This is a genomic window from Salisaeta longa DSM 21114 (assembly GCF_000419585.1).
In the GTDB taxonomy this organism is placed as follows: Bacteria; Bacteroidota; Rhodothermia; order Rhodothermales; family Salinibacteraceae; genus Salisaeta; species Salisaeta longa.
Window position 1 is genome coordinate 286,557 of the sequence record NZ_ATTH01000001.1, and the last position, 13,452, is coordinate 300,008.

Sequence of the window (13,452 nt, forward strand, 5' to 3'; positions counted from 1 at the left end):
GGTTAATCGCCGCCCACAACCAAATACACGGCAACGGCCGCCAGCGCGATGCCCGCAAGCTTACGGGGCGTGAGCGCTTCCTCGAGCAAAAAGTAGCCCGCGACGGGGCTAAGCACCAGAAACATGCCAAAGATGGGTACAACGACGCTCACCGGACCGGTCGACAAGGCGTAGTAATACGCGATAATGCCCACCGACAGAAAGCCCCCGGCGAGGTAGGCGCTGTTGGCCGCCGGGCGTTGCAGCTGCGTCCAGCGGAAGTCGCCGCTAGCCACCGCAACGCCTGCCGCCGCAATCAGGAGGATGGTGGAGGTGATGAGCAAGGTCGAAAAGCCGGGGAGGCCGCGCGTAACCGACTGGCGCACAAACGGGGCGACGAACGAATAAGCCAGCATGGCCACGAGGGCCCAAACGACGTGAGAAGCCATCAAGAAAGCGTGCAAAAGTGAGTACAGCAGCGAAGAGGCGCACAGGCCTCCTATAGCCGCTGCCCTACGACCCGTTCTGCACAGAAGTTCATGGTTGGCCGAAAGCTCACGCCCTCGTCACAGCCACAGCGCTACCTGTTGGATGAGCACGCCGCACCCGAAGGCCGCGTAGATCCCCAGGATGTAGCCTGCTACGCCCATCAGAAGGCCCACCGGGGCGAGGGCCGGACTGTACACGCCCGCTACGATGGGCGCGCTGGCGGCGCCGCCTACGTTGGCCATGCTTCCGGTGGCCACAAAAAACAACGGCGCGCGCAGGAGGCGGGCGGCGATGAGGAGGACCACCACGTGAATGGCAATCCAGAAGGCCCCGGCGGCAAGGTATAACGGGACATCGAGCACGGCCTGCAGGTTGGCCTTGGCGCCGATGGAGGTGAGGAGGAGGTAGAGCGCCACGTACCCCACGCGCGACGCGCCCACATCTTCGAGGCGGCGCAGCGGCGTAAACGACAGCAACAACCCAATCGTAACCACGAGCAGGATGGCCCACGTGCTCGCGCTAATGATGGTGGGGTCGCCCAGGGCCGGAAACAGCCCCCCCAGTTGCCGCGACCCGACGGCCGCGACGAGTCCGAGCCCTACGATCATGGCAAGCTGCTCGATGGTGATGGGGCGCTTGGTTGAGTCGTCCGTCATGCGCTGGTTCATCTTCTCCACGGCCGACGTGTCGGCGCCCACCCAGCGGTCGAAGGTCTGCTGGTAGGAGCTCAGCACAATCAGAATGCCCATCCAGCCGTATCCGGCCACCACGTCAACCACAAGAAGGGGGGCGAGGGTACTATCGGGCGTGCCAAAGCTTTGCTTCATCGCCACGAGGTTGGCCGTTCCACCAATCCAACTGCCCGACAGCGCCGCAAACCCCTTCCACGCCACGGGGTCCTCAAAAAATCCGCCAAACACGGCAAACGTAAGCGGGCCGCCAATGACGATGCCTAGCGTACCAGCGAGCATCATGCCAAGCGCTAACGGCCCGAGGCGCAAGATGGCCTTCAGGTCGACGGTCATCATGAGCAAAAAGAGCGAGAACGGGAGCAGGTAGGTCGACATCCAGTCGTATACCACGCTATCGGCCGGAATAATGCCAAACGTCGTGGCCAGCATGGGTACAAAGTACGCCCAGATGACCGGCGGCAAAAATTTAAAGATCGGTGCCAGTGGGCCTATGCGGCTGAGCCAAAAGACGATGCCCAAGACGCCTACCAGGAAGGCGAGAACGGGCATGGGCGACGCAAAAAGCGTAGAAGGCACGATGCGGGTGGGATTAGGAAAAAGAAGACCGGCTTGTAAGATGCCGGTCATGCGCCTCAGGTGCAAGCGGCATGGTGTCAATGTCACGGACGCGCAATGGGCGTCGCCGTGGCGGTGCTGAAGGCGCCGTAGAGGCCAACTGCGCGCTGCGTGATGCGTAGGGGCAAGCATGTGGCAGGCCAAACGATTCGTAAGATGTAGCGAACCGAAAAGCACCAGGGTATGATTGAGACGATTGTGTCGGGGGGACAAACAGGGGTCGACCGCGCGGCGCTCGATGCGGCACAGCGCGAGCAGGTGGCCATTGGCGGATGGTGCCCGCGCGGGCGCCGGGCCGCAGATGGTGTCATCCCCGAGCGGTATCCACTGAAGGAAACCCCGGAGGCAGACTACGCGCAGCGGACCACCTGGAACGTGCGCGACAGCGACGGCACGCTCATCCTGTCGCCTGAGCCGCTGACCGGTGGAACGGCCTTTACGCGGCAGGAGGCGCAACGGCTGGGGCGGCCGCTGATGCAGGTGGAGCCGTCGCTTGCGCACGTCACGCGCATCCTGAGCTGGGTGCAGCAGCACCGCATCCGCCGCCTGAACGTGGCCGGGCCGCGGGCGCGCACCGAGCCGGGCATATACAAGCGGGCGCTGCGCGTGATGGAAGGCGTGTTGCGCGCCGATCGTGCGAAGACAATCGTTTCGTAGCGCGCCGGTAATGCCTGTGTAACATCTGGATGCTATACTTTGACTGATAGCTGTGTACGCTTGCGCTTCGCTGTGTGATGTTGCCTTTGACGCAGACGCGTGAGTGCGCCGACGGAAGAGATCCACGAGGGGTTACACAACACAATCATCTTTGCCGGTTCCATCCACTATGGCCTCGCGCACGCGGTACCGCACCATCTGGCTCTCTGACATACATTTAGGCATGCGCGCCTCGAAGGCGTCGTTTGTTCTAGATTTTTTGGAGCATCACCAGGCCGATGCGCTGTACCTGGTGGGAGACATCTTTGATGGGTGGGCGCTGCAGCGCTCGTGGTACTGGCCGCCCTCGCACAACGAGGTGGTGCAGGCCCTTCTCCAAATCGCCCGCCATGCCGATGTGACCTACATTCCCGGAAATCACGACGAGGCCGCACGTCGTTTTCCGGGACTTTCATTAGGGGGAATCACCATTCGCGACGAAGCCCTGCACACCACGGCCGACGGACGCCAATTCTTGGTGCTTCATGGTGATGCGTTTGATGGCGTGGTGCGCCATGCCCGCTGGCTGTCGGTGCTGGGCGGGATGGCGTACAACGCGCTGCTTCGCCTCAATCGTCCGCTCAACCGGATGCAGCGCTGGCTGGGGCGGCCGTACTGGTCGCTTTCGAGTTACCTGAAGCGCCGCACCAAGCGCGCCGTACAATTCATCGCCGACTTTGAGGCGGCCGTAGCCCGCCGGGCGCGCAGCGACGGGGCCGATGGCGTCATCTGCGGGCATATTCACCATGCGGAGATGCGCATGATTGACGGCGTGCAATACGTAAACACGGGCGACTGGGTCGAGAGCTGCACCGCGCTGGTGGAGCACTACGATGGGCGCTTGGAGATCAAGCAATGGGTGCCGTCCGATCGCGGGCCGCGCCGGGTGGTGGCGGCCGAGCCGCAGCCGCAGGCCTTCGCGGGCGACGGCCAAGATACCGCCCTGCCTGTCTTCGCCGATGCTTAACCCCGATGCCTAAACGAAGCACCGCTGGCGCGTTGCACGACGCCCCGGCGGGTCAGTAGCCAACAGCAGCGCCGTCGCGCCGCGGGTCGGAGCCGCCAAAGTACGACGGGTCATCGGGCGTGCGGTAGCGGGCGCGAATTCCCTGGGCTCGGCCCCACGTCTCGTAGCCAAAGAAGCCAAGCTGCACCGGCCAGCCGCGGGCCGCCAGCCGCTGCTCGGTATCGCGCGACAGCGCGTACGCTTCCATCATGAGCGCGCGCGGCTTCCACTGGTGGTGAAACCGCCGGGCCGTCACGGCCTCCTCGATGTTCATGCCATGATCGATGACGTTCATGATGCACTGAAACACCGTGGTGATGATGGTGGACCCGCCCGGCGCGCCAATGACCATGTGCAGCCGCCCCTGCCGGTCTTCCACGATGGTGGGCGACATCGAAGAGACCATGCGCCGCCCGGGGGCCACCAGGTTGCGCTTCGTACCCGACAGGCCGTACAGGTTGGGCACGCCCGGCTTCAGGACAAAGTCGTTCATCTCGTTGTTCATGAAGAAGCCGAGGCCATCAATCACGACTTTCGAGCCGTAGCCGCTGTTGATGGTCGTGGTCACGCTCACCGCCATGCCGCTGTCGTCGGCCACGGAGTAGTGGGTGGTCTCCATCGACTCGCCCGCAAGCACGGGCGCGCCGGCGTGCACCGAGTCGCTGGGCGTGATGCGGTAGGGATGAAACGACGCCATGCGCTGCTGCATGTAGCTGGAATCGGTGAGCGCGTCGGTGGGGACGGCGACGTGGTCGGGGTCGCCCAGCCACTTGGCACGGTCGGCATATACGCGGCGCATCGCTTCGCCCAGGTAGTGCACCGTGGCGCTGCTGTTGTAGCCCATTGCCCCGATGTTGCGCTGTTCGGCCGCATGAAAGAGCTGCGCCAGCGCCACGCCGCCGGAGGAGGGCGGGCCCATCGAGTGCACAGTGTAGCCGCGATAGTCCACCGAGACCGGCGCCCGCTCCACCGCCTCGTAGCGCGCGAGGTCCTGCCGATCGATCAGGCCGCCGTGGGCCGCCATCTGCTCGGCGATGCGCGCCGCCGTTGGGCCCTGGTAGAAGCCCGCGCGGCCCTTGTCACGGATGCGCCGCAGGACCTTGGCGAGGTCGCGTTGCACAAACACCTCGCCGGCCCGGTAGCGCCGTGTCGAATCGCCCTTGGTGAAGTATTTCCTCGTAGCGGGAAACGCTGCGAAGGCATCGTATGCCTCGTTGAAGCGCTGCGCCTGCAAGTACGACAGCGGAAAGCCGTCGGCCGCCAGTTGAATGGCCGGAGCCATCACCTCGGCGCGCGTCATGGTCCCGTAGCGTTCCAGCGCCATCAGCAGGCCGGCCACGGTGCCCGGCACGCCCGAAGCCAGGTAGCCACGGCGGCTCCGCGCGCGGGCCGCGTTTCCCTGAGCGTCCAAAAAGACCTCTTGCGTAGCGCCGGTGGGCGCCTCCTCGCGGTGGTCGATGGTCGTCACCGATCCATCCGGCAGGCGAATGACCATAAAGCCCCCGCCGCCCAGGTTGCCCGCCACCGGATGCACAACGGCCAGGGCAAAGCCCGTAGCCACCGCTGCGTCAACGGCGTTGCCGCCTTGTTTGAGCATCTGCACCCCAGCCGCGGAGGCGAGCCGGCGGGCCGAGACGACCATGCCCGATTCGGCATACTCCGGCGCTGCCGGTGCGGGGTGCGAGCGAATGTGCTCGTAGGGGGTAGGCGAACCGCTGCCCAGAAAGAGCAGCACAAGAAATCCACATACGATGCGCATAGGCTAGCAGATCAATTGAGGAAGAGTGCGGACGTCGGCGCATTGCCGCTGGCGTGCGGCTACAGCTGCACCGAAATCCGTGTGTACACAAACCGTCCGTTGAACCCGAAGGGCGACGCCGTCGGAAACGGAAAGATGCCATTGAAGTTTTCGCCCGGCGGCGTGGGATCGGGGTAGTTATCGAGCAAGTTCCGAGCCCCTACCGACAGCGTGGCGTAATCGGGCACGATATCGTAGGCAACCTCCATGCTTATGACGGTTTCCGGCGACAGTGTAAAATCTTCCTGCGGCGTATCGTCGGGAACGAGCACCTGACCGTAGCGCGTGCCACGCACGTTTACCCGAAACGGTCCTTCCTCGTAGGTCACCGACAGCTTGGTGGTGCTTTCGGGGCGCTCTTTGGTCAGTTCCAGACGCGCCTCGCGCCCAAAGATGCTAGCATCGAACGTCTCGTCGAGCCGCGTGGGGGTGGCAATATCGCTCACCACAGCGTTTCGGGTAAAGTTAAAGGAGCCCGTGAGGGTAAGCACTGCATCGTTGCCGACGGGCGTTCGGTAGTCGGCGGTTAGGTCCATGCCCCACGTATCGGTGTCGATGGCATTGGAAAAGACCTGCACCCGCTGCGCGCCAAACTGTCCGACGAGATCTTCAATCCGCGGCCCGCCCAAGTTCCCTGACAGGATGATGCGGTCGTAGATGCGGGCGTAAAACACGTCGGTGGTAAACGTGAGTTTATCGGACGGGCTGAGCGCAAAGCCGCCGCTCAGGTTCACCGCGCGCTCCTCGGTCAGCTCGGGAACGCCCAGGGCGTTGGCCACTTGGCTGTCGTTCGGGAAGAGACCCACCTCGAAGGGCACATTGTCGATAAAGGTGGTAGAGATCTTCGAAAAATAACGCTGTGCAAGATTGGGTGCCCGAAAGCCAGTGCCGGCCGCCGCCCGAAAGACGAGGTTCTCCTGTGCCTGATACCGCAGGGCCAGCTTGCCGTTGACCGTCGAACCGAAGTCGCTGTAGCGTTCAAAGCGCCCGGCAACGTTAGCCAGCAGCCGGTCGGTAAGGTCGGCTTCCAGGTCGAGGTAAACGCCCACGTTCGAGCGAGATTCGTCTACCGCCTGTGAGGGGCGAAAGCCGGGAAAGACCTGCGCGCCCGGCGCTGCGCGGCCGCCGTTTTGGTTTGTTTTGACGGGGCCATCCACCCAACTCGCACGTTCGCCGGCTTCAATCTGGTATTCGTCGATGCGGAAGATAGCGCCGGCGGCAACGTTCAGCGGACCCGCCAGCCCCACCTCGTAGGTGTTGCGAACGTCAAGCTGGGTACTCGATTGCCGCAGCGAAACGGTGCCCGCGTAAAAGCGCGTCTTGTTCGAGTTGGGGCCGAGGGTGACGTTCAGCGAGTTGGCGATGTTGTACTCAAACCCATTGTATCCCGTTTGCGCATTGAGATCGTAGTTCCAGTCGCCCAGCAGACCGCGCAGCCCCACGGAACCGGAATAGTCATTGATCTTGATGTCGAACTCAGGCAAAAACCCAAGGGGGTAGATGGAAGGCCAGTTGCGATTGCCCATGGCGCGCCGGTAGAACCCCTGGCCTAAGGCATCGCGATAGCTATAGCCTCCGAAGGCATAGATCTCCGTAGGCGTGGCCGTATCCCGATTACCAATCGGAATCGCACTGTTCGTCCACAGGTAGTAGTTATCGGATGCGCCGTTGCCCCAGTGAAAGCTGGGTTGCGGCACCGGGTTGTTCTTCTCGATGACCTCGTTTGCGTTGTCGCCGTCAATATCCTGCACGATGTCTCCATCGCCGGCGGCCACTTGGTCGCGCGGGTCGGGGCCCGCCCGGTTGGTGGGGTCACGAAAGCGCAGCTCACCAAACACGTTAATGAACCCCTCGTCGCCCACAGGAATGCCGTACGCCGCATTTATATTGTAGGACGTACCGTCCCGCTGAAAGCCCTCCGAGACGTGACCACCCAGTTGGGCGCCCACGGTGAGCGGCACCGGGTCGTTTTTGAGCTGGATGTTGACGACCCCGGCAATGGCGTCCGAGCCGTACTGTGCCGCTGCGCCGTCGCGGAGTACTTCGATGCCCAAAATGGCGCTGCTAGGAATCGCATTTAGGTCGACGGTGCTCGACCCTTTGGGAATGCCAGATCCCAGCCGGTTGACAAGGGCCGAACGGTGGCGGCGCTTGCCGTTAATCAGCACGAGCGTGTGATCGGGGCTTAGGCCGCGCAGCGTGAACGGCCGCAAGGCGTCCATGCCGTCTGCAACGGTTTGACGCGGAAAGTTGATGGAGGGCGACACCTGCTGCAGGATCAGTGCCGTTTCGGTAGTGCCGGTAACCTCAAGCTGTTCGGGGCCATACACGTCAACCGGCACCGCCAGCTCATCGGCGGCAGTGTGCGCGGCCCGCGAGCCAACCGTCACCGTAATTTGTCGCGCCTGCAGCGCCTCTTCGCGCAGTTCAATGTCGCGCCGCGTGGTTTCCCCGGCACGAATGCGCACGTCGGGGATGCGTTTGCGCTCGAACCCGACGAACGAAACGACCAGCGTATAACGCCCCGATGGAATGTTTTCAATGCGATACCGCCCATCCGTTCCAGCAGCTGCGCCCAGCTGGGTGCCATCCAACACAACGTTCGCTCCCGGCAACGAGTCGCCCGCGGCCGATGTGACGCGCCCAATGAGCTCTCCCGTGCCTTGCCCGAAACCAACCGAGGGGGCCGCGCAGAAAACCGAGAAAATGAGTGTTAAGACAGCCAGCAGCTTGGAGTAAGTCATCGCAGTATCTATGCGAACATTTGATGGTTTGTTTGCGAAACAAGTCTACAGAGACTTCCAGTGAACTTCAAATAGCAAAAATTGACGGGTGTACTGAAAGTGTTACGATGTTGAACGGATAGGGCCGTATTGCGACAGGTAGACGTGCGTGTGCAGGAGACACGGCAGCCCGCGTGAGCAGCCTGCAGGTTACCGGCGTGAGCGTCGCATTCTGCCCTTATGACGCGTTCTTTTGGCCCGTCGCGCGGGCTGCTGCGTGCAATCGTACCGTGCCTGAAGCGCCAGCGACGAAACGAAGCCGAGGCATGTGGCGCTGCTGTACTGCCGTGTGCCGTGCCCAGAGGGTTTTCAGGCACTGCTCCAGCGAAAAGGAACAGCTGTTTTCGGCGCGTGGTACACCCCATGCTTACGCACGAAGTACTTGCCTGACTGAACGCACGCGTCTTATGCCAGCAACTGCTCAGAAAACGCCCATCGACATGAGCCCCACCGCGGCTCGCGAGATCCGCAAGATTATGCAGACGAAGAAGATTCCGGACGGCTATGGTCTGCGCGTGGGCGTGAAAGGTGGCGGCTGTTCGGGGATGAGCTACGTGCTTGGCTTCGACAAAGAGCGCGAGCACGACACCTCGTTTACCATCGACGGCATCCCCGTCTTTATGGACAAGCGCCATGGCCTTTACCTGATGGGCACGACGGTGGACTACCACGATGGGCTCAACGCCCGCGGCTTTACGTTCGATAATCCCAATGCCACCGAAACGTGCGGCTGCGGTTCGAGCTTCGCAGCCTAAGCCCTAGTCCTATCCGGCGCTAAATGAAAGACGGGGCCTGTACTTCCCCAACCCGGGGTGCCCGCTTGATCTCTGCACGGCGTGCGTGGCCCTAGCCGTCCGCTGGACGGCCGTACAGCTTCGTCTACGCTCCGCAACCGTTTCATTCTCGTTTCGGATGCCGCTGCGCGCCGCATGAGAGGAACAGTGCTCGGAAGCGGACGGTTGCCTTGGTGACGTACCGCTCACGGGTCCTTCTGCACGCATGGGAAGAACCCGACGCGCGTCGTTCGTCCGTTCTGCGCCCTTGCGCGCACGCACCCCTGGATCCTGTAGAGCATGGAAGGCAACTTTTCAAACCGCGTACGCGATGTCATTTCCTACAGTCGTGAAGAAGCCCTGCGGCTTGGGCACGACTACATCGGCACCGAGCATTTGCTGCTGGGCATCATTCGCGAGGGAGAAGGGGTTGCCGTAAAGATTCTTCGGAACCTGGGGTGTGATTTGTTAAAGCTTAAAAAGGCCGTCGAGGACTCGGTACGTAGCCCCGGCGGCTCCCTGTCGGTGGGCAACATTCCGCTCACGAAGCAGGCCGAGAAGGTTCTCAAAATTACGTACCTCGAAGCAAAGCTGTACAAAAGTGACGTCATCGGGACCGAGCACCTGCTGCTAAGCTTGCTCCGCGATGACGAAAACATTGCCGCTCAGATCCTGCAACAAGGATTCTCGATTACCTACGATGCGGTACGCAGTGAGCTAGACTCCATCATTAGCGGCAAGGCCTCCTCGAGCACCAGCAGCGGTTCGGGCGGTGGCCTGTCATCGGGATACGGAAAAGAGGGAAGCAAAATGGCAGACAAGAGCAAAACGCCCGTACTGGACAATTTCGGCCGCGACCTGACGGAACTGGCCGAAGAGAACGAGCTCGACCCCATCATTGGGCGCGAGAAAGAAATTGAGCGTGTGGCGCAAATTTTGAGCCGCCGCAAGAAAAACAACCCGGTGCTCATTGGCGAGCCGGGGGTTGGAAAAACCGCTATTGCCGAGGGCCTGGCCATGCGCATCGTGGAGCGCAAGGTAAGCCGCGTGCTCTACGACAAGCGCATCATCACGCTCGACCTAGCCTCGCTGGTGGCCGGTACGAAGTACCGCGGCCAGTTCGAGGAGCGCATGAAGGCCGTGATGAAGGAGCTTGAAAAGAGCCCCGAGGTCGTTCTCTTCATCGACGAGATTCATACAATTGTGGGCGCCGGTGGGGCCTCCGGCTCGCTCGACGCCTCCAACATGTTCAAGCCCGCCCTTGCGCGCGGCGATCTGCAGTGCATTGGCGCAACCACGCTGGACGAGTACCGGCAAAACATCGAGAAGGACGGGGCGCTCGACCGCCGCTTCCAGAAGATCATCGTCGATCCGACCACGACCGAGGAGACGATCCACATTCTGGAAAACATCAAGCGGTACTACGAGGAGCACCACAACGTTCGCTACTCGACCGATGCCATCGAGCTCGCGGTGCAGCTGGCCGATCGCTACATCACCGACCGGTTCATGCCGGACAAGGCCATCGACGTGATGGACGAAGCCGGTGCGCGCGTGCACCTGTCCAACATCAAGGTGCCCCCGGAAATCCTGGAGCTCGAAGAGCGCATCGAGGAAGTCCAAGAAGAGAAAAACCAGGTTGTAAAAAGTCAGAAGTTTGAAGAGGCCGCGCGCCTCCGCGACAAAGAGAAGACGCTGCAGGAGAAGCTGGAACAGGCCAAGAAAGAGTGGGAGGAGCAGGCCGAGCACGAGGTGTACGACGTCTCGGAGCGCGACATCTCACAGGTCGTGGCTATGATGACCGGCATTCCGGTCGACAAGATCAGCGAGCCGGAGCAGAAGAAGCTCCTCAAGATGGAGGAGACGCTCAAGGAGCGCGTGGTGGGCCAGGACGAAGCCATCAAGAAGCTCTCCAAGGCCATTCGCCGCACGCGCGCCGGTCTCAAAGACCCAGAGAAGCCGATCGGGTCGTTCATCTTCCTCGGACCCACCGGCGTCGGCAAAACCGAGATGGCGAAGGTGCTCACCGAGTACCTGTTCGAGTCGCAGGAGTCGCTCATCCGCATCGACATGAGCGAGTACATGGAGAAGTTCTCCGTGAGCCGCTTGGTAGGGGCGCCTCCTGGCTACGTTGGATACGAAGAGGGCGGACAGCTTACCGAGAAGGTGCGCCGCAAGCCGTACTCGGTCATCCTGTTGGATGAAATCGAGAAGGCGCACCCCGACGTGTTCAACATTCTCTTGCAGGTGCTGGATGACGGCATCCTCACCGATGGGCTGGGCCGCCGGGTGGACTTCCGCAACACCATCATCATCATGACGTCCAACATTGGCGCGCGCGACATCAAGTCGCTCGGCAAGGGCATAGGCTTTAGCCAGGACGAAGGCGACGCGGCCATCAACTACCAGTCGATGAAGTCGACGGTAGAGGACGCGCTCAAGAACGTCTTCAACCCCGAGTTCCTGAACCGCATCGACGATGTGATCGTCTTCCACGCCCTGGAGAAGGATCACATCTTCCAGATCATCGACATCATGTCCGAGGATCTGTTTGAGCGGGCCGAGGAGCTGGGCCTCACGATCGAGTTCGACACGTCGGCCAAGGAGTTCTTGACGGAGAAAGGGTTCGATCCGAAGTACGGTGCCCGCCCGCTCCGCCGGGCCTTGCAAAAGTACGTGGAGGATCCGATGGCCGAGGCCATCCTGCACGGCGAGATCGAGGAAGGCAACACGGTGGTGCTCACGCACAACGACGGCGCCGAAGAGCTCGATTTTGCTGTAGAGGGAAAAGACGACGATGCCAAGCCGGCGGCCGATGAGGAAGCGCCTGCGGCGTCGGCTGAAGAAGCCGCGGCCGAGGAGGAATAATCGGTGCGCCGCACATCCGATACAACGCACCGCGCCCGGGGCCCACATCGCCTCGGGCGTTTTGCGTTGGGCACAAAACGGAGGGGCTGCGGTTGAGCACTCCGACGCGCCCTGTTCCGTAAACCATCCCGCTGCCATGCCGCACACGCCCCGCATCCTGTGGACGGATGACGAGATCGACCTGCTCCGCCCACACGTCCTCTTCCTGGAGGACAAGGGCTACGCCGTAGACACGGCCGCCAACGGCGCCGACGCCATCAACCTGGTGCGCGAACAGGCCTACGACCTCGTGCTGCTCGACGAGCAGATGCCCGGCATGGACGGGCTGGAGACGCTCACGGAAATCAAGAGGCTCCGGGCGGACGTGCCTGTCGTGATGGTGACCAAGAGCGAGGAAGAGCGCCTGATGGAGGAGGCGCTGGGCGAGCGCATCAGCGATTACCTCACAAAGCCGGTAAACCCCAGCCAAATCCTGCTCACGTGCAAGCGCCTGCTGGAGCGCACCCGGCTGCGGCAGGAGTCGACGGCGCAGGGCTACTTGCAGTCGTTTGGGGAAATTGGACATGCCGTGGATACCGCGCGCACCGCGGATGCATGGGTAACGCTCTACCAGCGCCTGGTGCGCTACGACATGGAGCTGCAGGGCGACGAGGGCGCGCGGCAAATCTTCCACGACCAGTACCAGAAAGCCAATCGCGCGTTTGGGCAGTTTGTGGAGGACCGGTACGCCGACTGGGTGGCCACCGACCGCTCGCGCGATGACGAGCGCCCGCTGCTCTCGCACGAAGTGGTGGCGCAGCACGTCCTCCCGCACGTGGAGGCCGACGACGCCCCGGTCGTCTTCTTTGTCATCGATTGCATGCGGTACGACCAGTGGCAGATGCTGCGGCCCTTGCTGCAGGATCGGTTCGACATGCAGGTCGACTTTCACTTTGGCATCCTGCCCACCGCCACGCCCTACGCGCGCAACGCCATCTTCAGCGGCCTGCTGCCCCGTGACTTTGTAGAGCGCTTCCCGCAGGTGTGGGCGGGCGAGGATACCGAGCACAGCCGCAACCAGCACGAGGAGCTGCTGCTGCAGCAACTGGTGAAGCGCCACCGGATGCAGCTCAATCTGCGCTACGACAAGCTCATCACCACCGACGACGGCCGCTCGTTCGCGCAGTCGGTGCATAACGTGACGCAGCACGACCTGGCCGCCGTCGTCGTCAACTTCGTAGACATCCTGGCGCACAGCCGCTCCGACTCGGACGTGCTCAAGGAGCTGGCGCCCAACGAGCCGGCGTACCGCAGCCTCACGCGCACGTGGTTCGAGCACTCGTGGCTGCTTGAAGCGCTCCAGTCGCTGGCCGCGCAGGGCGCCACCGTCGTCCTTACCACCGACCACGGCGCCATTCGCAGCCTGCGCTCCAGCAAAGTCATTGGCGACCGCGAAACCTCCACGGCCCTCCGCTACAAATACGGCCGCAACCTGCAGTGCGACGAAGAAGACGCCGTGTTCGTCCGCAATCCCGAGACGTTCGGCCTCCCGCAGCACTCCTTGAGCACCAACTACATCTTCGCAAAGGAAGACTTCTACTTCGTCTACCCGACCAACTTCCATCACTACGAAAACCGCTACCGCGATACCATGCAGCACGGCGGCATCTCGATGGAAGAAATGATGTTGCCTGTTGCCACGCTTACGCCCAAGTCGCGTGCCTGACCGTGCACCCGCTTCCGAAAAAATGATGCAACGCAACAAACTGCAGGC

9 protein-coding genes are annotated in these 13,452 nt (G+C 62.3%); 5 read left to right on the forward strand and 4 right to left on the reverse strand.

What is annotated here, in order from left to right; genetic code table 11:
• Nucleotides 1–2 precede the first annotated feature (2 nt).
• Both SALLO_RS0101275 and SALLO_RS0101280 read right to left on the reverse strand, forming a co-directional pair.
• Nucleotides 3–428, reverse strand: coding sequence for an EamA family transporter (locus SALLO_RS0101275; protein WP_022834521.1), 426 nt, complete (start codon nucleotides 426–428; stop codon nucleotides 3–5).
• A gap of 117 nt (nucleotides 429–545) precedes the next feature.
• Nucleotides 546–1,736: a DUF819 family protein gene (locus SALLO_RS0101280; protein ID WP_028566768.1), complete on the reverse strand. Its 1,191-nt coding sequence runs from the start codon at nucleotides 1,734–1,736 to the stop codon at nucleotides 546–548.
• A 222-nt stretch (nucleotides 1,737–1,958) separates the two neighbouring features.
• Here SALLO_RS0101280 and SALLO_RS0101290 point away from each other — a divergent pair, with 222 nt between their 5' ends.
• Nucleotides 1,959–2,432, forward strand: a complete 474-nt coding sequence (locus SALLO_RS0101290) for a putative molybdenum carrier protein (RefSeq protein ID WP_022834523.1) — start codon at nucleotides 1,959–1,961, stop codon at nucleotides 2,430–2,432.
• A 169-nt stretch (nucleotides 2,433–2,601) separates the two neighbouring features.
• The gene (locus SALLO_RS14385; RefSeq protein WP_084696091.1) at nucleotides 2,602–3,438 is read left to right on the forward strand and encodes a UDP-2,3-diacylglucosamine diphosphatase; all 837 of its coding nucleotides are present in this window, start codon (nucleotides 2,602–2,604) and stop codon (nucleotides 3,436–3,438) included.
• 52 nt (nucleotides 3,439–3,490) lie between these two features.
• Here SALLO_RS14385 and ggt read toward each other — a convergent pair whose 3' ends face one another.
• A complete protein-coding gene (gene ggt, locus SALLO_RS0101300) occupies nucleotides 3,491–5,236 on the reverse strand; it encodes a gamma-glutamyltransferase (RefSeq protein WP_022834524.1) in 1,746 nt (581 codons plus the stop codon).
• 59 nt (nucleotides 5,237–5,295) lie between these two features.
• Nucleotides 5,296–8,019 carry a TonB-dependent receptor gene (locus SALLO_RS14390; RefSeq protein ID WP_022834525.1) on the reverse strand — a complete coding sequence of 908 codons (2,724 nt, stop codon included), beginning with the start codon at nucleotides 8,017–8,019 and terminating at the stop codon, nucleotides 5,296–5,298.
• Nucleotides 8,020–8,465: 446 nt separating this feature from the next.
• Here SALLO_RS14390 and SALLO_RS0101310 point away from each other — a divergent pair, with 446 nt between their 5' ends.
• The 3 genes from SALLO_RS0101310 to porX all read left to right on the forward strand — a co-directional run bounded on the left by SALLO_RS0101310 (nucleotide 8,466) and on the right by porX (nucleotide 13,404).
• On the forward strand, nucleotides 8,466–8,813 hold the full coding sequence (locus tag SALLO_RS0101310) for a HesB/IscA family protein (protein WP_022834526.1): 348 nt from the start codon (nucleotides 8,466–8,468) through the stop codon (nucleotides 8,811–8,813).
• 318 nt (nucleotides 8,814–9,131) lie between these two features.
• Nucleotides 9,132–11,699, forward strand: coding sequence for an ATP-dependent Clp protease ATP-binding subunit (locus tag SALLO_RS0101315; protein WP_022834527.1), 2,568 nt, complete (start codon nucleotides 9,132–9,134; stop codon nucleotides 11,697–11,699).
• Between the two features lie 136 nt (nucleotides 11,700–11,835).
• A complete protein-coding gene (gene porX, locus SALLO_RS0101320) occupies nucleotides 11,836–13,404 on the forward strand; it encodes a T9SS response regulator signal transducer PorX (protein WP_022834528.1) in 1,569 nt (522 codons plus the stop codon).
• Nucleotides 13,405–13,452: the final 48 nt, after the last annotated feature.